We start from the raw sequence: 23,833 nt of genomic DNA on the forward strand, positions 1-23,833 counted from the left end.
GCGGCGGCCGGACCGAACCGCCGCCACCCGATCCGAGAGGGATGGTTCATCCATGGACGCGCTCTACACCGCCGTCGCCACCGCCACCCACGGCCGCGAGGGCCGCGCCGTCTCCTCCGACGGCACGCTGGACCTGCCGCTGGCCATGCCGGTGCAGCTCGGCGGCAACGGCAAGGGCACGAACCCCGAGCAGCTCTTCGCCGCCGGGTACGCCGCCTGTTTCGGCAGCGCCCTCGGCCTCGTCGGCCGAGCGGCCAAGGTCGACGTCAGTGACGCCGCGGTGACCGCCGAGGTCGGCATCGGCAAGCAGGGCGAGGGCTTCGCGCTCGCCGTCACCCTGCGTGTCGAGCTGCCCGACACCGTCGACGAGGCGACCGGCCGCAAGCTGGTCGAGCAGGCCCACCAGGTCTGCCCGTACTCCAACGCGACCCGCGGCAACATCCCGGTCGACATCGTCGTCGAGTAGTCGCGGAGCAGCCCCCAGGGAAGCCGCCGCCTCACCCCGTGATCCGCGCCAGCACCTCCCCCGTCCGCCGGCTCCACGCCACCACGACCGCCTCCTCGGGCACCTCGCGCCAGCGCGTCAGCAGCAGCCAGCGCACGTGGTAGCGGCGGGCGACGGCGGTGCGCTCGGCGCGGGTCGAGTCCGGGGCGAGGTAGGCCGCCACGTCGGCGACCCGTCGCCGGCGCTCGGACTCGTCCAGCGCCGCGTCGGGCCACGCCGGCGCGGCGAGGTTCGGGCCGTACCCGGCGATCGCGTGCACGGCCCAGTACCCGTCGGTGATCACCACCTCGCCCGGCCGGATGTGCCGCGCGGCCCAGTCGTACGACGGCCAGCGCGGCGGCTGCCGGAAGCCGACCGGGTCGAGCGAGCGCGGCACGACCGCCCCCGCGTGCACGGTGAGGAACCCGACGCAGGCGGCGGCCGCCGTGACCGCCGCGAGGAACCGCCGCCACACCGGCCAGGGCCGGGGCGCCGCGAGCTCGACGGCGAGCGCGAACTGCAGCGGCACCAGGGTGAGGCCGAGGATCCGCCCGTAGGTGTAGTGGCCGCTGATCCAGCCGTACGCCACCACCGCCACCTCCAGCGCGAACATCAGCACCAGCGGGTCCCGCCAGGACTCGCGGCGCGCCCGCAGCAGCAGCGCGGGCAGTCCGACCAGGGCCAGGCCGAACTGGCCGCCGAGGTCCAGGTACAGCCGCCGGTGCATGGCGTCGACGCTGGTGTCGCCGGTCAGCGCGAGCACGTCGAAGTACGGCCAGGCCACGCCGACCAGCAGGGCCGTGACGCAGGTCAGGGCCCAGCGCCCCGCCACCGCGCGCCGCCATCCCCGCTGCCACCCCGCCACGAGCGCGAGCCCGCCCAGCACCGCCGCCACCGACGTGATCGGGTGCACCAGCAGGATCAGCCCGTACAGCGCGCCCAGCCCCGCGTACCCGGTCAGGCTCGGCAGGCCGCCGGGCCCGACGAACCGCACCGGCCGCCCGTCCCGGGCCCGCGCGCCGGTCCAGGCCCAGGCCCAGAAGGCGAGCCCGATCGCGAACGCCGAGGGGTAGCCGAGCGTGCCGGTCATCGACATCAGAGCCAGATAGCCGCTCCACCAGGCCCGCTCGACGCCCCACAGCAGTGCCATCGCGGCCAGCGCCAGCACCGGCGCCCACGGCCGGGGCGTCAGCACCCGCACGAAGCGGTTCAGGCCGGTCAGCACCACCAGCAGGTTCAGCGGGCCGGAGAGCTTCACCACCTCCCAGCCGCTCATCCCGGTCAGGCGGGCGAAGGCGCCCTGGAGGACGGCGTAGGGGGAGTAGTACGGGCTGCCCGCGCCCGGCAGGTCCGCCGTGGGGTGGCGCGGGTCGAGCAGGTCCGCCTTGAGGCGTTCGACGACGGCCGCGTGCTGTCCGGCGTCACAGCACAGCGGCACCCGCCAGTACGCCAGCGACATCACCAGCCAGAACAGAAAGCCGAAGACCTGGTACGGGGTGGGCCGCCAGAGCCGGCCGCGCAGCGCCGTCGCACCGCGCGGGCGCCGCCGGAGGAGGACTCCGGCGCTCATCGAGCCGGGTGAGGAGTAAGCATTCGGGACATTTGTCGTATGTTCCCGTGAAGGTCAACCGCATGACCTCGGCTCACCGCATCGAGTGAGCCCGATCGGCGTGCCCCTGCGCCGGCAGCGACACCGGCCGCCGCACCACCGACTCCAGCAGCAGCGGCAGCCCCACCACCGGCAGCAGCCACGCCAGCACGATCAGCCGCTCACCCCAGATGTTGATGTCCGGATGCCCGGCCTGGGTGAGGATCCCGGTGAACGCCGCCGCGGCCAGGAACACCCCGAACGCCCGCCGCTTCGCCGCACCCCACGCGCCGGCGGCGAGCGCCGCCAGGAACAGCGGCTCCCACAGCTGCCGGCGCGCCCACTCCGTCCAGAAGTTCCCCTGGAGCTGCAGGAACTCCGGCCAGGGAGCGTCGCGGTCGGGCCGCGCGAAATGGCCGGTGAGCAGGTCCTGCACGCTGTCCGTGGTGGACGGATAGCCCAGCAGACGCGCCATGAGCAGGGTCAGCAGGGCCGCGCCCAGACCCGTCCCGGCCAGTGCGAGCACCCCGCGCCCCGGCGGCCGGCCGCTCCGCCACCGCCGTACGGCGATCACCGCGCCCGCCGTCGCCAGGCACACCCCGAGGAACAGGGCCTGCGAGTGCTTGACGGTGAACAGGGCCACCAGCGAGCCGCCGGCCAGCGCCAGCCCGGCCCGCTCCCGCCGCCCCTCCAGGACCAGCGCGCACCCCCACACCGCCGCCAGGGTCAGCGCCAGCAGCAGCCCCTCCGTCATGGGCCGCATGGCGGTCGTCCCGACCGGCAGGACGTAGTACAGGCCCTGCCCGGTCAGACACAGCGGGAACGGCACGCGCAGCGTCCGCAGGATCAGGAAGACCAGCACACCGCCCGCGGCCGCGATCACCACACTCGCCGCCCACACCCCCCACAGCACCCCGAACACGGTCACGAACGGCAGCAGGAACACCGGGTAGCCCGGCCGGACCTCGAAGATCCGCATGAACCGCTCCGGCATGTACGGCAGGGTGTGCCCGCCGGTCTGCCCGGCCCTCAGCCGCCGCTCCACGACCCGCCACTCGGCCGCCCGGCAGTCCCGCGTCACCCGCGGGGCCGGGTCGGGGCCGTGGAAGTGCACCACGTGCACGTTCTGCGCGCGGTGGGCGAGCGACGCCCGACCGCCGCACACGTAGTCGATGGTGGCGGCGGCCGCCTCCCGCTTGGAGTCACCGCGCAGACTGAGCGCGTACGACAGGTAGTTCTTCGTGTCGGGTGTGTCCCGGCCGCTGACGTTCGCCAACTGCAGGAGGGCGAACAGCGCGGCCAGGAGCAGCACGCAGGTGCGCGGTCGCGGGCGCATGGTCACGAAGCGGTGAGCACGTCACGGCCGGAGGCGGAGGCCGGCGACGGCAGCGTGACCCGCCGCGGCGTCCACGCCTCCTCGCCCAGCATCAGCGTCCGTACGACCCGCTCGGCGGCGTGCCCGTCGTCGTACTCGCAGAACCGCTCCCGGAACCCGGCCCGCAGCCGCTTCGCCTCCGCGTCCCGCCAGGTCCCCGAGGCGAACAGCCAGGTCAGTTCCCGGTAGGAGCGCGAGACGTGGCCCGGCGGATCGGCGGTGATGTCGAAGTAGGCGCCCCGGCTCGCCGCGTACGCCGGCCAGTCGTCGGCGTGGACCACGATCGGCCGGTCCAGGTTGGCGTAGTCGAACATCAGGGCCGAGTAGTCGGTGACCAGGACGTCCGAGGCGAGCATCAGGTCCTCGACGTGCGGTTCGTCGGTGGCGTCGATCAGCACGCCCCGCCGGTGCAGATCCGACAGGCCCATCCCGCGCGCGTGGCCGGTCGCGAGGGACGGGTGCAGCCGGACCACGAGGGTGTGGCCCTCGCCCAGGTCCTCCGCGAACCGGGCCAGGTCGATCCGGTCGACGTGTCCGCCCCGCCGGTACTCGCGGCGGGTCGGCGCGTACAGCACGACCGTGTCCCCCGCCGGGACGCCCAGCCGCTCCCGCACCCGCGCGCCCGCCCGCGGGCCGGCGTTCACCAGCACGTCGTTGCGCGGGCTGCCGGTGCGCGCCGACGTGAAGTGGCAGGGGAACGCCCGCTCCCACACCAGCTCCGAGTGCCGGTTGGCGACCAGGCTGTAGTCCCAGCGGTCGGCGCGGCGCAGCATCTGCGGCACGTCCAGGCCGTGCCGGGCGCCGGGCTTGGCCAGCAGGTCGGCCGCCATGTACTTCAGCGGGGTGCCCTGGTGGGTGTGGATGTGGACGGTGCCGGGGCGTTTGACGAGCGCGCCGGGCCAGTTGACGTTGTTGACGAAGTACTTGGCCCGCGCGGTGACCCGCTCGTAGGCGGCCGAGCCGAGCAGCACGTGCTCCACGTCCGGCGGCAGCAGCGCGGCCGCCTCCTCGTCCTTGACCACCCACACGCCCCGCAGGTGCGGGGCGATCTCGCGGGCCGCGCGGTGGATCGCCCCCGGATCGCCGAGCACGCCCCGGTGCGAGAACGCCGAGTAGACGGCGAGGTCCGGGTCCGGGGAACGCCTCACCAGCGGGGTGGTGCGGGCCCGGCGTGCCCGCACGGCCGCCGCCGTCCGCACCCGCAGCGCCCGCCGCTCCAGCGCCCGCCCGGCCCGCCCCGCCTGCCGCCGCGCCACGTAGGCGGCGTAGCCGCCCTCCAGCACCCGGTGCTCCTCGGCGACCGTGGTGCCCTCCGGCTTGTGCGCGCGGAACATCTCGGCCGTACGGCGGAAGAACTCGCGCTTGTCGGCGGGCGGCAGCCGGTCCGGCTTGGCGAGGATGTCCAGGCAGTGCTCGCCCATCTTGGCGTGCAGATAGCCCCGCCAGCCGTGCAGCTCCGGGTGGGCGTCGACGAACGCGAAGACCCGCTCGTACTGGTCGTGGATGTCGAAGTGCTTGCGGCTGGTGGTGGACAGGATGTTGCCCTGGCGGCGCTGCCGGTACTCCAGGCAGACCCGGTCCAGCGCGGCCATCCGCCCGGCGCTGAGCATGACCGGGAACGTCCACGGCGTGTCCTCGTAGTAGCCGGGCGGGAACGCGAAGCCGTGCCGCTCGACGAAGTCCCGGCGGTAGACCTTGTTCCACACGACCATCAGCAGGTCGAGGATCTCCGGTCGCTCGGCGGCGCTGAACGTGCCCGCGTCCGCCGCCTCGCCCAGCACGTGCGCCAGCACGTTGCGCCGGGTGCCGCCCCACCAGTAGGTGCGCACGTAGTCGAAGACCAGCACGTCCGGGTCGCCGGTCTCCGCCAGCCGGTCGGCCATCGCGCGCAGCGCGCCCGGCGTGAGGGTGTCGTCGCTGTCGAGGAAGAACAGGTAGTCGCCGGTGGCGTGCGGCATCCCGGCGTTGCGGGCCCGGCCGAGGCCCACGTTCTCCGGCAGGTGCAGCGCCGTCACGCGCGTGTCGCGGGCCGCGTACTCGTCGAGGATCGCCCCGCAGCCGTCCGGCGAGCAGTCGTCGACGGCGATCACCTCGATGTCGCCGTACGACTGCTCCAGGACCGAGTCGAGGCATTCGCGCAGGTAACCCTGCACCTTGAAGCAGGGGATGATGAGGCTGAAGCGGGGCACGTCAGTTCCTTACGAGGGTCGTCGCGGCGGGTGCGGGGATGCGCTCGGCGAGGGGGATCACCGGCGGGATCGCCTCCGGCGGTTCACCGAGGAACACCCGGCGGACGACCCGCTCGGCGGCCCGTCCGTCGTCGAACTCGCAGAACCGCTCGCGGAAGGCGGCCCGCAGCGCCCGGGACTCCTCGCCCGCCCAGGACCCGTCCCGGAACACCCGCGCCAGCTCCTGCGGGCTGTGCGCGACCGGGCCGGGCGGCGCCGCCATCAGGTCGAAGTAGACGCCCCGGGTCTCCCGGTAGACGTCCCAGTCGTCGGCGTACACGACGATCGGCCGGTCCAGGTTGGCGTAGTCGAACATGATCGACGAGTAGTCGGTGACCAGCGCGTCGGCGGCCAGGCAGACGTCCTCGGAGGAGCGGTGCGAGGTGACGTCGATGATCCGGCCCGAGGCCTGCGAGTGCCCCCGGTCGTAGAAGTAGTGGGCGCGCAGCAGTACGACGACGTCCTCCCCGGCCGCCTCGCAGAACGCCTCCAGGTCCAGACCGGTCTCGAAGCCGGTGTGCCAGTCGCGGTGTGTGGGCGCGTACAGCACGGCCGTCCTGCCCTCGGGCACGCCCAGCTCCGCGCGGATCCGGGCCACGTCGGCGGCGGTCGCCGTGTAGTACACGTCGTTGCGCGGATAGCCGTACTCCAGCTGCTCGTACGACCCCGGGAAGGCGCGCTCCCACATCTGGGTGGAGTGGCGGTTGGAGGACAGGTTGTAGTCCCAGCGGTCGACCCGGCCCAGCAGCTTGGCGAAGCTGCCGGACTGCGCGGCCACCACCGGGTACGTCGACTGGTCGACGCCCATCTTCTTCAGCGGCGTGCCGTGCTGGGTCTGGACGTGCACGCTGCCGGGCCGCTTCACCACGCCCTCGGCGAAGTTGGCGTTGTTCACCAGGTACTTGGCGCGGGCCAGCACGTCCCAGTAGCGGCGGCTGCCGATCACCGCGTGGTCGACGCCCTTCGGCACGGTGTGCGCCTGGTCGGGTTCCACCAGGAACACCGACCGGATGTGCGGGGCGAGTTCACGGGCCTTGGCGTGGATCGCCGCCGGGCTGCACGCGTAGCCGCGGCCCCAGTACGCGCAGTACACCGCAAGGTTGGGGTCGAGCGGGCGGCGCAGCCGGCGCCAGTACATGATCCGGGTGCGCAGCCCGCGCGGGCGCGGCAGCCGCTCCAGCGCCTTCGCCGCCGTCTGGTTGGCGCCGCGCAGCACCCGGAACGCCGTGTACGTGCCGGTCGCCAGCAGCCGGTGCTGCACGCCCAGGCTGCCGCCCGGGGTGCGGTGACCGGCCGGACGGTGCCGGCGGTACAGCCTGCCCGCCCGGCGGAAGAAGGCCCGCCGGCCGTGGGCGGGCACCCGGCGCGGATGGCCCGCCGTCTTCAGGACGGTCGCGAAGAGCTGGTCGAACAGCGCGTGCGCCCGCTGAGCGGACAGCTCCGGCGCCAGCGCCAGGGCGCGCTCGGCCTGGTCCAGCAGCTCCGCGTGGTGCTCACCGGGCAGGGAGAGCCGGTTGCCCTGCCGCCGCACGTGATGCCGTACGACCGGATCGGGCCGTACGGCGACCCGCTCGGCCCGCGCCATGACCTCCGCGCCGAAGGCGAGGTCCGTGAAGTGGCCCGCGGGGAAGGCGATGCCGTGCTCGGCGAGGAAGGTCCGCCGGTAGGCCGCCGCCCACGCGGGCAGCAGGACGCCGGTCAGCTGCGGGGCCCGGTCGGGGTGGAAGGCACCCGCCGGGGTCCGGTCCAGCAGCGGCTTCGCGGGCTGCGTCGGCTCGCCCTCCCACCAGGGCGTCTTCTCGTACCCGAAGAGCAGCACGTCGACGTCGCCGGTCTCGCCCAGCCGCGCGTCCAGCGCGGTCAGCGCGCCCGGCAGCAGGAGGTCGTCGCCGTCGAGGAACAGCAGATACGCACCGGTCGCCGCCCGCGTCCCGGTGTCGCGCGCCCCGGCGAGACCTGCCGACGGCGGCGAGTGGACGGGGGCCACCCGCGAGTCCCGCTCGGCGTGTGCGGCGGCGACGCCGGCCGCGGCGGAGTCGGGCCCGTCGCACACCGGGATCAGCTCGAAGTCGCCGAAGGACTGTGTGAGGACCGAGTCAAGCGCCTGGGCCAGCCGGCCCGCGACCCCATGGGACGGGACGATGATGCTGAAGCGGGGCATTCTGCTCTTTCTGTCGTTCTGGTCCGGATCGGGCGGGAGGTGCGCGCCTCGGACCGTGCGAGGTACGGCCGGGCCGCCCCGACGGCCGCCATGTGGACGGCCGCGACGGAGTCGGCCGCGACGAACTGCGGGGCATACGGACTCCCGGAAGGTGAAACGGTCACCGGCGGCCGTCGGTGACGGTGAGGGGACCGGAAGGTTGCGGCACGGTGGCCAGCGGGCTGCGCGGCGACGCCGCCGCGACCGACGGCACCGGGTGGCGCTCGGCGAGCGGGACGACCGGCGGGATCGCCTCCGGCGGCTCCCCGAGCACCACGTGCCGCACGACCCGCTCGGCGGCGCGGCCGTCGTCGTACGCGCAGAAACGCTCCCGGAACGCGGTGCGCAACTGGGTGGAGCGGGAGCCGCGCCAGTGGCCGGTGGCGAAGATGTCGATCAGCTCGTCCTCGCTGCGGGCGACCGCGCCCGGCGGGAAGGACCGCACGTCGAAGTAGGTGCCGCGGGCCGCCTCGTACGCCTCCCAGTCGTCGGTGTGGACGACGATCGGCCGGTCCAGGTTGGCGTAGTCGAACATGATCGACGAGTAGTCCGTGACCAGCGCGTCCGAGGCCAGGCAGAGCGCCTCCACGCTCGGGTGGCCGGTGACGTCGACGACCCGGCCGTTCGTCGTGGCGAGCGGACCGCCGTGCCAGGCGTGCGCGCGGGCCAGGACGACGAAGCGCGGGCCCAGGCGGCGCACCACGCGCTCCAGGCCGAGGGTGGTGCGCTGGGTGCGGCGGTAGTCGCGGTGCGTCGGCGCGTACAGGATCGCCACGCTGCCCTCGGGGATGCCCAGCGACTCGCGCAGCCGGGCCACCTCCGCCGAGGTCGTCCGCTGGAAGACGTCGTTGCGCGGGTAGCCGTACTCGAGCGTGGTGTAGCGGCCCGGGTAGACGCGCTCCCAGGTCAGGGTGGTGTGGCGGTTCGCGGACAGCACGTAGTCCCACTTGTCGACGCCGTCCAGGAGCCGCCCGAAGTCCATGTCCCCGGCCGCCGCCGGGTGCTCCCGCAGGTCCAGGCCCATGTGCTTGAGCGGGGTGCCGTGCTGGGTCTGCACGAAGACCTGGCCGGGGCGCTTGACCAGCCGGTGGTCGAAGTTGACGTTGTTGACCAGGTACTTGGAACGGGCCAGCGCCGTCCAGTACGCGGCCGTTCCCGGGGTCAGGCGCCGGGTGCCGGCCGGGACCGTGTCGTGGTGCTCGGGCCGGGCGATCCACGCCGTGCGGATGTGCGGGGCGTGCGCGCGGAACGCGGCCTCCAGCGCGCCCGGGTTGCAGCCGTGGCCACGGCCCCAGGAGGCGGCGAACACGGCCCGGTCGGCGCGCACGGGCAGCCGCAGCTGGATCCGGTAGTGCAGCCGGAGCCCGGCGGCGCGGACGGCCCGGGCCAGGCCCCGGGCGGCCCCCGCGGCACGGCGGCGGGCGGCCAGGGCGAGGTGCAGGGCGCGGAAGACGCGGTGTGCGCCGACGCGCACCAGCGCGTGCCGCAGGCGGGTGCGGGCCGGGACCGGAGCGCCCGGGACCCGGTAGCGGCGGTAGTGGGCGCGGGCGCGGCGCAGGAACGCGGCGCGGCTGCGCGGCGGCAGCCGGTCGGGCTTGCGGTACACGGTCGTCAGGTGGTCGACCATGCGGCGGAACAACAGCGGGCGCCAGCGGGCGAGTCCGGGACGCGCGTCGAGATACGCGAACACCCGGTCGTACTGCTCGAAGACGTCGAAGTGCCTGTCGCTGGTGGTGGACAGGATGTTGCCCTGCCGGCGCTGCCGGTAGTGCACACAGACCCGGTCCAGGGTGGCGATCGTCTCCGCGCTCAGCATCACCGGATACGTCCAGGGCGTGTCCTCGTAGTAGCCGGGCGGGAACGCGAAGCCCTCCCGCTCGACGAACTCCCGCCGGTACGCCTTGTTCCACGCCACCATCAGCAGCCGCAGCACACCCGGCCGGTCCTCCAGCCGGAACGGCGCCGGGCCCTCCTCGGCGAGCTGCCCGGCGAGCTTGTTGCGGACCGTCTCGCCGGTCCAGTACGTGCGGGCGTAGTCGTAGACCAGGACGTCCGGTTCGCCGGTCTCCTTCAGCCGGTCGGCGACGGCGAGCAGGGCGTCCGGGGTGAGGGTGTCGTCGGAGTCGAGGAAGACCAGGTAGTCGCCGGTCGCCTGCGCCATCCCCGCGTTGCGGGCGGGGCCCAGGCCGGTGTTGCCCGGCAGGTGGACGGCCTTCACGCGCGGGTCGCGGGCCGCGAACTCGTCGATGATCTCGCCACAGGCGTCCGGCGAGCAGTCGTCCACCGCGATCAGTTCGAGATCGGGATACGACTGCGTGAGCACCGATTCCAGGCACTCGTGCAGGTACGCCTGAACCTGGTACACGGGGACGATGACACTGAACCTGGGCAAGGGGACATCCAAGGGTCGGCGGGTCTGCTCGGGCGTTCTGCCCGGGAACGGCCGATGAGGCGGATGGGTTACGGTCCGTACGGCATGTGGGGGAATCAGGGTGAACGCCGAGGGGCGGACCGGTGTGTCCCGGCCCGCCCCGACGAACTGACTTGCTAGACGCGCTACTTCACCGCGCCCGCCATCACCCCCGACACGAACTGCCGCTGGAAGGCGAAGAACACCGCCAGCGGAACCACCATCGAGATGAACGCGCCCGGCGCCAGCACGTCGATGTTGTTGCCGAACTGCCGTACCTGCGTCTGCAGCGCCACCGTGATCGGCTGGCTGCCGGCGTCCGTGAACACCAGCGCCACCAGCATGTCGTTCCACACCCACAGGAACTGGAAGATGCCGAGGCTGGCGATCGCGGGCCCGCCCAGCGGCATCACGACCCGTGCGAACAGCCGCAGTTCACCGGCCCCGTCCAGGCGGGCCGCCTCCAGCAGCTCGCGGGGGATCTCCGCGAAGAAGTTCCGCAGCAGGAACACCGCGAACGGCAGCCCGAACCCGACGTGGAACAGGATCACACCCAGGATGGAACCGAACAGACCGATGTTGCCGAACAGTTCGGCGATCGGGATCAGCGCCACCTGCACCGGCACCACCAGCAGCCCGACCACCGCCAGGAACCACCAGTCCCGGCCCGGGAACTCCATCCACGCGAACGCGTAGCCGGCCAGCGCGCCGATCACCACCACCAGCACCGTCGCCGGGACCGTGATCAGCACCGTGTTGACCAGGGAGTCGGTGATGTCGCCGTTCTCCAGCAGCTTCTCGTAGCTGTCCACGGTGAGCTGTGCGGGCTCGGTGAACACCGTCCACCAGCCGCTCTCGTTCATGTCCTCCGTGCTGCGCAGCGACGACAGCAGCAGACCTATGGTCGGCACCAGCCAGAACAGGCCCACGACGACCAGGAAGACCCGCACCGCGCCGCCGCTCAGCCTCTCGACCAGCCGCGCCCCGAGAGACCGCCGGTTCATCGCCGCACCTCCCGCCTGAGCCGCCGGACGTTGAACCACATCACCGGGATCACCAGCAGCAGCAGGAACACCGCGATGGCGCTGGCCACGCCCGGCTGGTCCTCGGCGAAGCCCTTGCGGTACAGCTCCAGGGCGAGCACGTTCGCGTCGTCCTGCGAGGAGCCCGGCGCGATGATGAACACCAGGTCGAACACCTTCAGGACGTTGATCATCAAGGTGACCGTGACGACCGCGAGGACCGGCGCCAGCAGCGGCACGGTGACCCTGCGGAACACCTGCCACTCGTTCGCGCCGTCCACCCGCGCCGCCTCCAGCAGCTCCCGCGGCACCCCGGCCAGACCGGCCGCGATCAGCACCATCGCGAAACCCGCCCACATCCAGATGTACGACCCGATGATGGCCGGCGTGACCAGCGACGGGCCCAGCCAGTCCAGCCCGTTGTACGGCTCCTGGAAGTTGTCCGCGGGCAGCCGCAGCAGCGCCCCCTCGGCGGAGGCGGGCAGCGTGAAGGTGCCGTCGCCGGCGGCCGTCGTGGAGGCGACCACATCGCCGTCCTTCACCGCCTCGATCTTCATCCCGGCATAACCCAGCTCGGCCGGATCGGGCTCGCCGAGCGTGCCCACGCCCTTGCCCCGGGTGAAGTCCTGCCAGGTGGTGCCGGTGATCTTCTCCGGGTCGGAGGGCGGCTGCCCGGCGGGCTCGGCGTCGTCCGGCATCAGGTCCGGCGCCACCCCCACCAGCGGCAGTGTCACCGGATCGCCCGGACGGACCGGCTCCTTCGTGACGAACGCGCCCCCGCCGGCCGCCTCCAGCGGCGACTGACGGCCCGGATGCGCCTTCGGGAACGCCGACGACTGGGCGAACGTGTCGTGCACACCCACCCAGACCGCGTTCGCGACACCCTTGTCCGGGTCCTGGTCGTACACCAGCCGGAAGATGATGCCCGCGGCGAGCATCGAGATCGCCATCGGCATGAAGACGACCAGCTTGAACGCGGTGCCCCAGCGCACCCGTTCGGTCAGCACCGCGAAGATCAGCCCGAGCGCGGTCGCGACCGTCGGCGCGAACACCACCCAGACGATGTTGTTCTTCAGCGCGGTGCGGATGCCGTCGTCGGTGAACAGGGCCTGGTAGTTGTCGAATCCGGCCAAGCCGTCGCCGGACTGGTCGTAGAGACTGCGGACGACCGAGTACCCGATCGGGTAGACCACGAGCGCGCCGAGCAGCACCAGCGCGGGCAGCAGGAACAGCGCCGCCATGGTGGTGCGGGTGCCGGTCACGCTCTTGCGCCTGGATGGCCCGGCGGGGGCCCCGGGGACCCCCGCCGAGGGTGCCGACGACTTCATCGCCGGCTCAGTCCCCGTAGGCCGCGGCCGCGTCGGCCTCCAGCTTGCGCTGGGTGCCCGCGATGTCCTTCGGGTTCTTCAGGAAGTCCTGCAACGCCTTCCACTCGCCCTTGCCGGGCGTGCCGCCGAACGCCTGCGGGGCCTGGTCGGACATGTCGAAGCGGAAGTCGTCACCGGCCGCGATCAGCGACTTCGCCATCTCCTGCTGCACCGCGTTCGGATACGCCTTCGGGTCCACGTTCTTGTTCGGCGAGAGATAGCCGCCGAGCTTCGCCTGGATCGCCGCCGCGTCCGGGGACGCCAGGAACGTCGCCAGGGCCTGCGCCGCCTTCGAGTCCTCCAGGATCACCGCCGCGTCACCGCCCGAGACCACCGGCGCGGTGTCACCGACCGCCGGGAACGCGAACACCTTCGCGTCCGTGCCCACCTTCGCGTCCGTCTCGGCGATGTTGACCTGCACGAAGTCGCCCTCGTAGACCATGCCCGCCTTCGGCTGGTCGCCGCCCGTGAAGGTCTGGGTGACGGACGCCGGGAACTCGGTCTGCAGCGCGCCGCTCGCGCCGCCCGCGAGGTAGTCCTGCTTGCCCCAGATCTGCGCGAGCGTGGTCAGCGCCTCCTTCACGGAGGGGTCCGTCCACTTGATCTCGTGCTTGGCCAGCTGGTCGTACTTCTCCGGGCCCGCCTGGGAGAGATAGACGTTCTCGAACCAGTCGGTGAGGGTCCAGCCGTCCGCGCCGCCGACCGAGAAGGGCGTGACCCCCGAGTCGTAGACCGTCTGCGCGGTGGTGAGCAGGTCCTCCCAGGTCTTGGGCTCCTCGGCGCCCGCGTTCTCGAAGACCTGCGTGTTGTACCAGATCAGCGACTTGTTGGCGGCCTTGTAGTAGACGCCGTACTGCTTGCCGCCGACCTTGCCGATGTCCTGCCAGCCCTGCGAGAAGTTCTTGGCCAGCTCCGCCTGCGCCTGAGCGCCCAGCGGCTTCGCCCAGCCCTTGTCGACGGCCTGCTTGATGGCGCCGGGCTGCGGCAGCATCGCGACGTCCGGCGGCTGGCCACCGGCGATCTTCGAGCCGAGGAAGTTGATGATCGGATCCTGCGCGGGCACGAACGTGACCTTCGCGCCCGTCCGCTTCTCGAACTCCGCGAGCACCTTCTTGAAGTTGGCCTGCTCCGGGCCGGTCCAGACGGCGGCCACCTCCAGGGACTCGCCGTCCAGCTCGGGGAGTCGCACGGTGGCGGTGGTCTCGGTACCGCCACCGCCGCCCTCGGTCTCGCTGTCCTTGTCGTCGTCGCCTCCGCAGGCGGTGAGCGAGAGCGTCAACGCCCCCGCGAGGAGAGCCGCGGCGGCCCTCGCGGCCCTGCTTGTCGTCGTCCGGCTGGTGCTGCTCCTGCTGTGCATCACGGCCCCGTTCTTCGTCCTCGTCGAACGTCCAGCGCTGCTCCGTGAGCACTGGTCTACGCCGGGTGACGAGGGTCGGCAAGGGCGCGAACCGTGTCAAGGGGGTGATCGTGACCGCGCTGTGACTCGCGCGGCCCGCCACTACAGCAGCGACGGCACCCGGGACGCCGACACCTCCCGCGCCGCCCGCTCCAACGCGCTCGCCAGCAGGGCGAGATCCGTCGGCCCGTTGCCCAGCTCCCGCACCGGACGCCGGGCCGGCGGATCACCCATGCGGTGCCACTCCAGCGGCACGACCGTCGGCCGCAGCGTCGCGGTGCGCGGGATACGTCCCGTGACCCGCCCGCCCTGGAACGGCGTGACCCGCCCGTTCGGCCCCGTCAGACCGCCCCGCCCGGGCGCCGGCTCGTCCGGGCCGGCCGCCGGGGCGTCCAGCACGATCCGCAGCCGGGCCCGCCGCGCCGCCTCCGACTCGGCCGTACGACCGCCCGGCCAGGCCGCCGCGACCAGATGAACCCCCAGCCGCTCGCCCTCCCGCGCCACCGCCTCCAGCGCCCGCACGACCGACCCGGCCGCGGGCCGGCCGGGCGAGCCCAGGGCGGGCTGGAACAGCGCGTCCAGATCGTCCACGACCACCACCAGCCGCGGCAGCGGCGGCGCCGCCTCCGCCGGGCGGCGCGCCCCGCCCGGCCGCAGCCGCAGCGTCGAACTCGGCGGAGCCTCCAGATCGCCCGCGGCGCCCTGCCCCGGCGCGGAGCGCTGCGTGACCATCCGGTCGCTCAGCTCCCGCCCCGTGTGCCATTCCGCGAAGTCCGAACGGCCCAGCAGCTCCGCCCGCCGCTTCAGCTCGGCACTCAGCGACTGCGCGAACTCCCGCATCCGCACCGGGTCGTTGGCGGTCAGGTGGGTGGTCACGTGGGGAACGTCCGTGCAGACCCGCAGTCCGTCGCCGTGTCCGGCGCCCGCGCCCACGCTGTCCCGGCCGTCCATCAGCACGATGCCGAGCCGGTCCGGACGCTCGGCGGACGCCAGCGAGGCGACGACCGCGCGCAGCAGCTCCGTACGCCCGCTGCCCGCCGGGCCCTCCACCAGCAGATGCGGGCCGTCGGCCACGAGGTCCGCGACGACCGGCCCGCGCGGTCCCGCGCCGAGCACCGCCCACGCCCGGCCGCCCAGCGAGCGGGTGTCGTCGGCCGCGTCCGCCCAGCGGGCCATCAGCGACGCGGGGGTGGCCCGGGCCAGCCCCAGCTCGTCCAGCAGCCGGGCCGACTGCGGCAGCGGCGCGGACACCCGCGCCTGCCGCTCGGCGCCGACGCCGGAGCCGTCCGGCCGGAGCGGGGCGAGCGCCCGCGCGAAGCGCTCCGCCCACGCGGGGGACACCGCGTCGACGGTGGCTATCGTGCCGTGGCCCACGGGCCCGCGCGCGGCCGTCCGCTCCGCGGGGGCCACCCGCAGCAACCGCAGTGCCGTCGCCACATCGCCGCTGAGCAGCGCCACCGCCCCGCACTCCCGGAACGTCGGCGCCACCGCGCAGGCCGCCTCGTACGTGTCCGTCACCGGCGAGGCGGGGGAGGCCGGGTCCGTCTCGGCGAGGCACACCACGTGGATCCCGGCCCGCGCCCCCTCCCCGGCCAGCCGCGCGATCGCGTCCCGCAGCCCGGCACCACCGGGGTCACCGTCGACGACGACCACCGTGTACGGGCCGGTAAAACCAGGCTCGGGGTCGTCCTGCAGGGCCCAGGAGGGGCGGTGGGGCGGGGTGCTGCCGGGCACCGCTGGGGGCCGGCGGTCGGCGCCGGGGGCGGGGGAGGCAGGGGTGCCGGTGCCGGGTGCGGGCGAGGCTGGGGTGTTGCCGTGTGCTGCGGCAGGCTCGGTGGCGTTGCCCGCGGCGGTACCGGAACCCGGGTGCGAGCCGCTGGCGGCGGGTGTGGGCTGGGCGCCGTAACCCGCGCCGGGCCCGCCGGTGCCGGTCGTGATGCCGGTGGGGCCCGTCGTGGGCTGGGGCGCGGTCCCGTGGGCGGGCGCCGGGGACCGGAAGTCGGCGCCGGAGCCTGTGCCGGGGGCGCTCGGCCGGCCCTGTGCTGCCGGGTCGGACGCCGTGCCGCCCGGTCGGCCCTGCGCCGCCGCGCCGGCGCCGGTGTAGCCCGGTCGACCCTGTGCTGCCGGACCGGAACCTGAATCGCTGGGCCGTCCCTGAGCCGCCGGACCGGAACCTGAGTCGCCGGGCCGTCCCTGAGCCGCCGGGGCGGAGCCCGAGTCGCCAGGTCGGCCCTGCGCCGCCGCGCTGTAACCCGCGCCACCCGGGCGGGCATGCGCCCCCGAGCCGGAACCCGCGCCGCCCGCCTGGCCGTGGGCCGTCGCGCCGCCCGCCGTATCCCGCCCGGCCGCCTCGGCCGGAGCCGTGGCGGCGGTCGTCGTGGTCGCGGTCGTGGGTTCGCTCGGCTGCGCGGCCGGTGCTGTCTGCGCCGTCGTTCGGGGGCCGCTCGTGCGGTCCGTGAGGTGGTCGTCCAGGCGGCGGAGCAGTTCGTCGGCGCGGGCGGCGGCCTGTTCGCGGTCGTAGGCGAGGAGGAGGCGGCAGTCCTGGCCGTGGCCGGGGCGCACCTGCGGGAGCCAGCCCAGCCAGGACCACTCGGTGGTGCGCTCGGCGATCGAGCGGGAGCGGTCGGTGCTGATCAGCACGATCTCGAGAGTGGCGGGGGAGTGCAGCGCGGCGAGCTGCGCCAGCATCGCCCGGGCCAGCCCGGACAGCCGGGGGCGCGGCCCGGCCAGGCCCAGCGCACCCACCTCGCGCAGATCGGCGGTCACCGGCACGGCGGGCAGCAGCCCGGAGCCGTCGGGTGCCGCGCGGTCGGCCGTGCCGAGCCGCACGGTCAGTGCTTCCGGGTGCCCCGGCCCGCGCTCCCACAGCCGGGGGCCGGGGCCGAGCGCGGTGAGCAGCAGGGCCGCCGGGTCCGGCCAGGTCTCCGGCAGCCGGGGTCCTGGCGACAGCGCGGGCGCGGCCGCGGCGGCCGTCTCGCCGTAGTACGTCTGCGGTCCGGGCGTCGGCTGCTCGCCCCGCCCGCCGGCCAGCCGACGGGCCCACGCGCCGAGGCCGCCGCGTCGGCGCGGGGCGGCCGGTGTGCCGGCGGTGCCCGGCCGTGCCGGTTCCGGGACGGTCGCGTCGGCGGGTGTGCCGTGGAGGCCGCCGATCATGACCTGGCGCCCGCCGTGCGTGCCGCCGTCGGACGGCGGCTGCGCGGGCGACACCAGCCGGGCGCCGGGCGAGCGTCCTCCGGTGCCTCGGTCCTCGATCCCCGTGCCTCGGTCCTCGATCCCCGTGCTTCGGTCCTCGGTCCGCGTGCTTCGGTCCTCGATCCGCGGCGCCCCGGCCTGCCCCGGCACGACCGGGGGGCGCACGGCGTGCGCGGTGTCCCAGCCCGGCCGCCGCCCGTCGGCGGTGCCCTCCGCGCGGGCGTGGCTGTCCGGGGCCTGGGGGCCGTCGGCGGGGGCCGGGGACACCCGGACGAAGCCCTCTCCGTCCGGTGCCGTGGCCCGCCGTGCGCCCAGGCCCCCGGCGGGGGCGAGGCGCAGGGCCGATTCACCGAGCCGCAGCAGCGCGCCCGGCGCGAGCCGGACCGGGTGGGAGCCGACGCGGGAGCCGTCCAGCGTGGTGCCGTTGGTGGAGCCGAGGTCGGCGACGGTGACGCGGCCGTCGGCGTCGAGGGTCACCGCGCAGTGCAGCCGGGAGACGTCCGGGTCGTCGAGCGGGACGTCGGCGTCGGCGGAGCGGCCGATGTCGATCCGGCCGCCGTGCAGCAGATGCACCCCGCCCGCGTCGGGGCCGGCGACCACGTCGAGGCGGGCCGGGGCGTCACCGACCTCGGGGTGCGGCTCGGGGTCGGCGGGGGCGCCGAGGGACAGCACCGCGCCGTCCACCAGCGGGGGCTCGCCGAGCGTGCAGCGGCGGTCGTCGAGGCGTTCCGCGCCGGCGTACAGCACGACCGGGCCGGGCTGGGCGGCGCCGTCGCCGGTGACCGCGGAGGCCAGTGCCGAGGCGACCGCGGAGAGGGCCGTGCCGGCGGGCGCGGTGACCAGCAGGTCGCGGCTCGCGGCGCGGCCACGCGCCTCGGCCGAGGGCGGACCCAGCGGGTCTACGACGGTCAGCCGGATCTGCATCGCCGTCAGCGGTCCCTTCTGCGTGGGCGCGGAGGGGCGGCCCCCAAGAGCGCACGAGCACGTCGGCCAGTACTGCACGCATCCTCGCACCTGTCACCGGCAACGCGCCCGCCGCTCCGGCAGAAGTGATCTTGATTGGTCGGCTCTGCCCGCAAAAGTGCCTGCCCAAAGCGTTGCCGCCGACCGGTTGAGATCGGTCACGCCCGCTTTCGGCAACCTTGGGACCGGGGTGAGCGTCTTCCCTTCGAACGCGGGCGGGGGTGTGTACGTAGCACCCACAGAAAGAGGACAGCCCGGTCCCGCACACCCGGCACTACAGTGGTTCGGAACGACAAGCAGGCAAGGCAAGCAACAGGGAGCGCGTGACGTGCGGCCAGTCGGCAGCAAGTACCTGCTCGAGGAGCCGCTCGGACGCGGCGCCACGGGCACCGTCTGGCGAGCCCGCCAGCGGGAGACCGCGGGTGCCGAGGCGGCCGTACCCGGACAGCCCGGCGAGACCGTCGCCATCAAGGTCCTCAAGGAGGAGCTGGCGAACGACGCCGACGTCGTGATGCGCTTCCTCCGGGAGCGCTCCGTGCTGCTCCGGCTGACCCACCCGAACATCGTCCGGGTGCGCGACCTGGTCGTGGAGGGCGATCTCCTCGCCCTGGTCATGGACCTCGTCGACGGTCCGGACCTGCACCGCTACCTGCGCGAGAACGGCCCCTTCACCCCGGTCGCCGCGGCCCTGCTCACCGCGCAGATCGCCGACGCGCTGGCCGCCAGTCACGCCGACGGCGTAGTCCACCGCGACCTGAAGCCGGCGAACGTCCTGCTCAAGCAGGACGGCGGCCAGATGCACCCGCTGCTGACCGACTTCGGCATCGCCCGCCTCGCCGACTCGCCCGGCCTGACCCGCACCCACGAGTTCGTCGGCACGCCCGCGTACGTCGCGCCGGAGTCCGCCGAGGGCCGCCCGCAGACCTCCGCCGTCGACATCTACGGCGCCGGCATCCTGCTGTACGAGCTGGTCACCGGCCGCCCGCCGTTCGCCGGCAGCTCCGCCCTGGAGGTGCTGCACCAGCACCTGAGCGCCGAGCCGCGCCGCCCCTCCACCGTCCCCGAACCGCTGTGGACGGTCATAGAGCGCTGTCTGCGCAAGAACCCGGACGAAAGGCCGAGCGCCGAGAACCTCGCGCGCGGCCTGCGGGTCGTCGCCGAGGGCGTCGGCGTGCACGCGAACTCCGCGCAGATCGCCGCCGCCGAGAACGTGGGCGCCCTGCTCGCCCCGGACCCGGCGCCCGCCGCCGTCCCCGGCTCCCCGGACGCGGCCGACCCGACGCAGGTGCTGCCGCACGGCTCCGCGCCGGGCGCGTACGACCCGAACGGCGCGACCAGCGTCCTCCCGCACACCGGCGGCCCGGCCGGCGCCGCCGACCCCACCGCCGTACTCCCGAACACCGGGGCCGCCGACCCGACGGCCGTGCTGCCGCCGGTGCCCCCGAACCAGCCCGGACAGCACGGCCAGGACCCCGGTCAGCAGGGCGAGCACCCCTGGCAGAACCAGCTGCGCGCCGCGCGGGACCGCAACGAGCAGACGCAGGTCCAGTACCTCGACCCCAGCCAGGACCCGCTGCGCCGCCGCCCCCAGCGGCAGGTGGCCCGCCCGCAGCAGCAGCCCCAGCAGCCTCAGCGGCCCCAGCCCCAGCAGCGCCCGCAGCCCCGGCGCCAGCAGGGCCCGCCGCCCGGATACGGCTACCCGCAGCAGCACCAGCCGCAGCAGTACGCACCGCAGCAGCAGCCCCAGCGGTACGCGCCGCCCGCCCCGCCGCAGCCGCAGCAGCCCACGCGGGAGCCGAGACAGCCGCGGCAGCGCAGCGCCAACCCGATGCGCATCCCCGGTCTGGGCTGCCTCAAGGGCTGCCTGTTCACGATCGTCATCCTGTTCGTGGCCGGCTGGCTGGTCTGGGAGCTGAGCCCGCTCCAGGAGTGGATCGGCACCGGCAAGGGCTACTGGGACCAGCTCACGGACTGGGTGGGCACGGTGACCGGATGGATCAGCGACCTCGGCGGCGGATCGGACGGCGGCGGATCCGCCGGCGGGGGCGGCTCGACGCAGTAGCGCTCCACGGCGGTGAGTCCCTCGGGCGGCGAGTCCGTCGGGCGGCGAGTCTGTCGCTTTGTCGACACCCGGGGGGTGATTTCGGCCTCCCCGGTGAACGTCGGCTCGCCGGACGCGTAGTTTTAGCGACAACACGCGTCTGTAGGAGCAGTCTTGGCACGGAAGATCGGCAGCCGGTACACCGCGAACCAGATCCTGGGACGGGGCAGCGCCGGCACGGTGTGGCTGGGCGAGGGGCCTGAGGGCCCCGTCGCCATCAAGCTGCTGCGCGAGGATCTGGCGTCCGACCAGGAACTCGTCGGACGCTTCGTCCAGGAGCGCACCGCCCTGCTCGGGCTCGAGCACCCGAACGTGGTCTCCGTCCGCGACCTGGTCGTCGACGGCAACGACCTCGCGCTCGTCATGGACCTGGTCCGCGGCACCGACCTGCGCACCCGGCTGGAACGAGAGCGGCGGCTGGCCCCCGAGGCGGCCGTCGCGATCGTCGCCGACGTCGCCGACGGACTCGCCGCGGCCCACGCCGCCGGGGTCGTGCACCGGGACGTCAAGCCCGAGAACGTCCTGCTGGACATGCAGGGCCCGCTCGGACCCGGCGGCTCGCACCGCGCCCTGCTCACCGACTTCGGCGTCGCCAAGCTGATCGACACCCCGCAGCGGACCCGCGCGACCAAGGTCATCGGCACCCCGGACTACCTGGCGCCCGAGATCGTCGAAGGCCTCCCCCCGCGGGCGTCCGTCGACATCTACGCCCTCGCCACGGTCCTCTACGAGCTGCTGGCCGGCTTCACGCCCTTCGGCGGCGGACACCCGGGCGCCGTGCTGCGCCGCCACGTCACCGAGACCGTCGTCCCGCTCCCCGGCATCCCCGACGAGCTGTGGCAGCTGATCGTGCAGTGCCTCGCCAAGGCTCCCGCCTCCCGGCTCCGCGCCTCCGAGCTGGCCGCCCGGCTGCGGGAGCAGCTGCCGACGCTGGCCGGGATGCCGCCGCTGGACGTGGACGAGCCGGACGCCGACGCCGCCGAACCCGCCGACGACGCCCCGCGGCCCCAGCAGGGCGAGCCGGCGCCCCCGGCCCGGGAACGCCGGGGCGCGGTCTCGCTGGTCCCCGGCGCCAAGCCGGACTCCAACCGGGACACCCACACCTCGATGCGCGTCCCCGCCCCCGACGAGCTGGCCGGCGGCGCCCACGGAACGGCCCGCGCGCCCCGCGCCTCCGGCGCCCCCCGTCCCGGCTCGGCCCGCAACCGCGCCGCCACCCGGCGCCGCCGCATCACCCTCGGTGCCGCCGCGGTGGTCCTGGCCGCGGCGGTCGGCACCGGCGCATGGCTGGCCGCGTCGGGGGACGACGAGGGGTCGGCACCGCAGGACACGAGGAACTCGGCACCGGAGACGCCCTGACGTCCCCTGGCCTGCCGGGCGGGGCCGCGCCGCCCGGCGCCGAGCGCTCGACAGAGCCGTTACGCTGGATGCGTGGCAGTCGTCGATGTATCCGAAGAGCTCAAGTCCCTCTCCTCGACCATGGAGTCGATCGAGGCCGTTCTGGACCTCGACAAGCTGAGGGCAGACATCGCCGTGCTCGAGGAGCAGGCGGCCGCGCCGTCCCTGTGGGACAACCCGGACGAGGCGCAGAAGATCACCAGCAAGCTGTCCCACCTCCAGGCGGAGGTGAGGAAGGCCGAGGCCCTGCGCTCGCGGATCGACGATCTCGCCGTGCTCTTCGAGATGGCCGAGGAGGAGGACGACCCGGACACGCGTGCCGAGGCCGAGTCCGAGCTCGCCGCCGTCAGGAAGGCGCTGGACGAGATGGAGGTGCGCACCCTCCTCTCCGGCGAGTACGACTCCCGTGAGGCGCTCGTCAACATCCGCGCCGAGGCCGGCGGTGTCGACGCCGCGGACTTCGCGGAGAAGCTCCAGCGCATGTACCTGCGCTGGGCCGAGCAGCGCGGCTACAAGACGGAGCTCATCGAGACGTCCTACGCGGAAGAGGCCGGCATCAAGTCGACCACCTTCTCCGTGCAGGCGCCTTACGCCTACGGCACCCTCTCCGTCGAGCAGGGCACCCACCGCCTGGTGCGCATCTCGCCCTTCGACAACCAGGGCCGGCGCCAGACCTCCTTCGCCGGTGTCGAGGTGCTCCCCGTCGTCGAGCAGTCCGACCACGTCGACATCGACGAGTCCGACCTGCGCATCGACGTCTACCGGTCCTCCGGGCCCGGCGGCCAGGGTGTGAACACCACCGACTCCGCGGTGCGCATCACGCACATCCCGACCGGCATCGTCGTCTCCTGCCAGAACGAGCGGTCGCAGATCCAGAACAAGGCCACCGCCATGAACGTCCTCCAGGCCAAGCTGCTGGAGCGGCGCCGCCAGGAGGAGCAGGCCAAGATGGACGCCCTCAAGGGCGACGGCGGCAACTCCTGGGGCAACCAGATGCGTTCGTACGTCCTCCACCCGTACCAGATGGTCAAGGACCTGCGGACCGAGCACGAGGTCGGCAACCCCGAGGCCGTCTTCAACGGTGAGATCGACGGTTTCCTGGAAGCCGGTATTCGCTGGCGCAAGCAGCAAGAGAAGTAAGTTTGTCGACAAAGCCAACCGCCCCTGAATCAGGGGCGGTTGTCGTTTGTCCGGGTTTTACATCACACTCACAGTCTCCAGAGCCGACAAAGCGCGCTACATAAGGACATTGCGTACGCAACGGCCTTGACGTTGCTTTGAAAAATCGGAAGGCTGAAGCGCGGCATGCGTACTTCTGGGGCGCATGTGAACCGGGGGGATTGAGTAAATGGCTACCACCCTCCGTCGATCACGGCCCCCGAGCGCCGCCTCATTGACGATCAGCTACTGGGGGTAGCAACCATATGACCAAGAAGACGCGGATCCGTCTCGCGCGTATAGCGGCCGGTGCGGTGATCGCCGCCGGTGCCTCGCTGACCGCCGCGGGCGCCGCTTCCGCCGCCCCGGACGACTGCGGGTTCCTGGGGATCGGCTGCGAGACGCCGAGCCCGGACCCCGAGCCGACCGACCCGGAGATCCCGACGGACCCGAACCCGACCGACCCGGGCATCCCGACCGACCCGGGCACGCCCACCGACCCGGGCATCCCGACCGACCCGGGTACGCCCACCGACCCGGGCACCGACCCGGAGATCCCGACCGACCCGACCGAGGACCCGACCGAGCCCGAGGAGCCGGAGGAGCCGGGCAACGGGAATGGCAACGGGAACGGCAACGGGAACGGCAACGGCAACGGGAACGGCAACGGAAGCGGCAACGGGAACGGTGGCGGCAACAACACCAACCCCGACGGCGGCTCCAACGACTCCGCCCAGAGTGAGGGCTCCTCGGCCCTGACCGACACCGGCGCCGACGCCCCGGCCGACACCTCGGCCCAGGGCGGTGGCGACGAGCTGGCCGAGACCGGTGCCGCGGAGACCACGTTCCTGCTGGTCGGCGCCGCGACGATGATCGCCGGCGGCATCGGCTTCCGCGTGCTGCCGCGCCTCATGGGCGGCCGTGGCGGTGCGGCCGCCTGAGAGGTGGCCG

The 23,833-nt window shown here is 73.8% G+C and carries 14 protein-coding genes; 5 read left to right on the forward strand and 9 right to left on the reverse strand.

The annotated features are described in order from the left end of the window. Positions 1–52: 52 nt before the first annotated feature. Positions 53–466 (forward strand): organic hydroperoxide resistance protein, encoded by a 414-nt coding sequence (locus tag ACSU6L_RS22645; protein ID WP_437059485.1) that lies wholly within the window; start codon positions 53–55, stop codon positions 464–466. 31 nt (positions 467–497) lie between these two features. Here ACSU6L_RS22645 and ACSU6L_RS22650 read toward each other — a convergent pair whose 3' ends face one another. The 9 genes from ACSU6L_RS22650 to ACSU6L_RS22690 all read right to left on the reverse strand — a co-directional run bounded on the left by ACSU6L_RS22650 (position 498) and on the right by ACSU6L_RS22690 (position 18,186). Then, complete coding sequence (locus ACSU6L_RS22650; RefSeq protein ID WP_437059487.1) at positions 498–2,054, reverse strand: hypothetical protein; 1,557 nt, start codon at positions 2,052–2,054, stop codon at positions 498–500. A 73-nt stretch (positions 2,055–2,127) separates the two neighbouring features. After that, positions 2,128–3,408: a hypothetical protein gene (locus tag ACSU6L_RS22655; RefSeq protein ID WP_437059489.1), complete on the reverse strand. Its 1,281-nt coding sequence runs from the start codon at positions 3,406–3,408 to the stop codon at positions 2,128–2,130. A gap of 2 nt (positions 3,409–3,410) precedes the next feature. After that, on the reverse strand, positions 3,411–5,636 hold the full coding sequence (locus ACSU6L_RS22660; RefSeq protein WP_437059491.1) for a bifunctional glycosyltransferase/CDP-glycerol:glycerophosphate glycerophosphotransferase: 2,226 nt from the start codon (positions 5,634–5,636) through the stop codon (positions 3,411–3,413). A gap of 1 nt (position 5,637) precedes the next feature. Then, positions 5,638–7,836 (reverse strand): CDP-glycerol glycerophosphotransferase family protein, encoded by a 2,199-nt coding sequence (locus tag ACSU6L_RS22665; RefSeq protein ID WP_437059493.1) that lies wholly within the window; start codon positions 7,834–7,836, stop codon positions 5,638–5,640. A 160-nt stretch (positions 7,837–7,996) separates the two neighbouring features. Then, complete coding sequence (locus ACSU6L_RS22670; protein ID WP_437059495.1) at positions 7,997–10,267, reverse strand: bifunctional glycosyltransferase/CDP-glycerol:glycerophosphate glycerophosphotransferase; 2,271 nt, start codon at positions 10,265–10,267, stop codon at positions 7,997–7,999. Positions 10,268–10,431: 164 nt separating this feature from the next. Beyond that, positions 10,432–11,289 (reverse strand): carbohydrate ABC transporter permease, encoded by an 858-nt coding sequence (locus ACSU6L_RS22675; protein WP_437059497.1) that lies wholly within the window; start codon positions 11,287–11,289, stop codon positions 10,432–10,434. After that, positions 11,286–12,569 (reverse strand): carbohydrate ABC transporter permease, encoded by a 1,284-nt coding sequence (locus ACSU6L_RS22680; RefSeq protein WP_437059499.1) that lies wholly within the window; start codon positions 12,567–12,569, stop codon positions 11,286–11,288. Before ACSU6L_RS22680 ends, ACSU6L_RS22675 begins: the two co-directional genes overlap by 4 nt. A gap of 73 nt (positions 12,570–12,642) precedes the next feature. After that, entirely contained in the window at positions 12,643–14,031 is a 1,389-nt protein-coding gene (locus ACSU6L_RS22685; RefSeq protein WP_437065013.1) for an ABC transporter substrate-binding protein, read from the reverse strand. Between the two features lie 141 nt (positions 14,032–14,172). Then, positions 14,173–18,186, reverse strand: coding sequence for an FHA domain-containing protein (locus ACSU6L_RS22690; RefSeq protein WP_437059501.1), 4,014 nt, complete (start codon positions 18,184–18,186; stop codon positions 14,173–14,175). Between the two features lie 367 nt (positions 18,187–18,553). On the opposite strand from ACSU6L_RS22690, the gene ACSU6L_RS22695 reads away from it, so the two are divergent. From ACSU6L_RS22695 to ACSU6L_RS22710, 4 genes are all read left to right on the forward strand, one after another. After that, positions 18,554–20,287 (forward strand): serine/threonine-protein kinase, encoded by a 1,734-nt coding sequence (locus tag ACSU6L_RS22695; RefSeq protein ID WP_437059503.1) that lies wholly within the window; start codon positions 18,554–18,556, stop codon positions 20,285–20,287. A 153-nt stretch (positions 20,288–20,440) separates the two neighbouring features. Continuing rightward, complete coding sequence (locus tag ACSU6L_RS22700; RefSeq protein WP_437059505.1) at positions 20,441–21,685, forward strand: serine/threonine-protein kinase; 1,245 nt, start codon at positions 20,441–20,443, stop codon at positions 21,683–21,685. Positions 21,686–21,757: 72 nt separating this feature from the next. Then, a complete protein-coding gene (gene prfB, locus ACSU6L_RS22705) occupies positions 21,758–22,864 on the forward strand; it encodes a peptide chain release factor 2 (protein WP_437059507.1) in 1,107 nt (368 codons plus the stop codon). A gap of 284 nt (positions 22,865–23,148) precedes the next feature. Next, complete coding sequence (locus ACSU6L_RS22710; RefSeq protein ID WP_437059509.1) at positions 23,149–23,823, forward strand: LPXTG cell wall anchor domain-containing protein; 675 nt, start codon at positions 23,149–23,151, stop codon at positions 23,821–23,823. Positions 23,824–23,833 lie beyond the last annotated feature (10 nt).

Source organism: Streptomyces sp. enrichment culture (assembly GCF_964272855.1).
Lineage (GTDB): Bacteria > Actinomycetota > Actinomycetes > Streptomycetales > Streptomycetaceae > Streptomyces.

Coding starts and splice junctions, on each gene's coding strand:
- ACSU6L_RS22645 (WP_437059485.1), top strand. CDS start 53: ATGGACGCGCTCTACACCGCCGTCGCCACCGCCACCCACGGCCGCGAG.
- ACSU6L_RS22650 (WP_437059487.1), bottom strand. CDS start 2,054: ATGAGCGCCGGAGTCCTCCTCCGGCGGCGCCCGCGCGGTGCGACGGCG.
- ACSU6L_RS22655 (WP_437059489.1), bottom strand. CDS start 3,408: ATGCGCCCGCGACCGCGCACCTGCGTGCTGCTCCTGGCCGCGCTGTTC.
- ACSU6L_RS22665 (WP_437059493.1), bottom strand. CDS start 7,836: ATGCCCCGCTTCAGCATCATCGTCCCGTCCCATGGGGTCGCGGGCCGG.
- ACSU6L_RS22675 (WP_437059497.1), bottom strand. CDS start 11,289: ATGAACCGGCGGTCTCTCGGGGCGCGGCTGGTCGAGAGGCTGAGCGGC.
- ACSU6L_RS22685 (WP_437065013.1), bottom strand. CDS start 14,031: ATGCACAGCAGGAGCAGCACCAGCCGGACGACGACAAGCAGGGCCGCG.
- ACSU6L_RS22690 (WP_437059501.1), bottom strand. CDS start 18,186: ATGCAGATCCGGCTGACCGTCGTAGACCCGCTGGGTCCGCCCTCGGCC.
- ACSU6L_RS22710 (WP_437059509.1), top strand. CDS start 23,149: ATGACCAAGAAGACGCGGATCCGTCTCGCGCGTATAGCGGCCGGTGCG.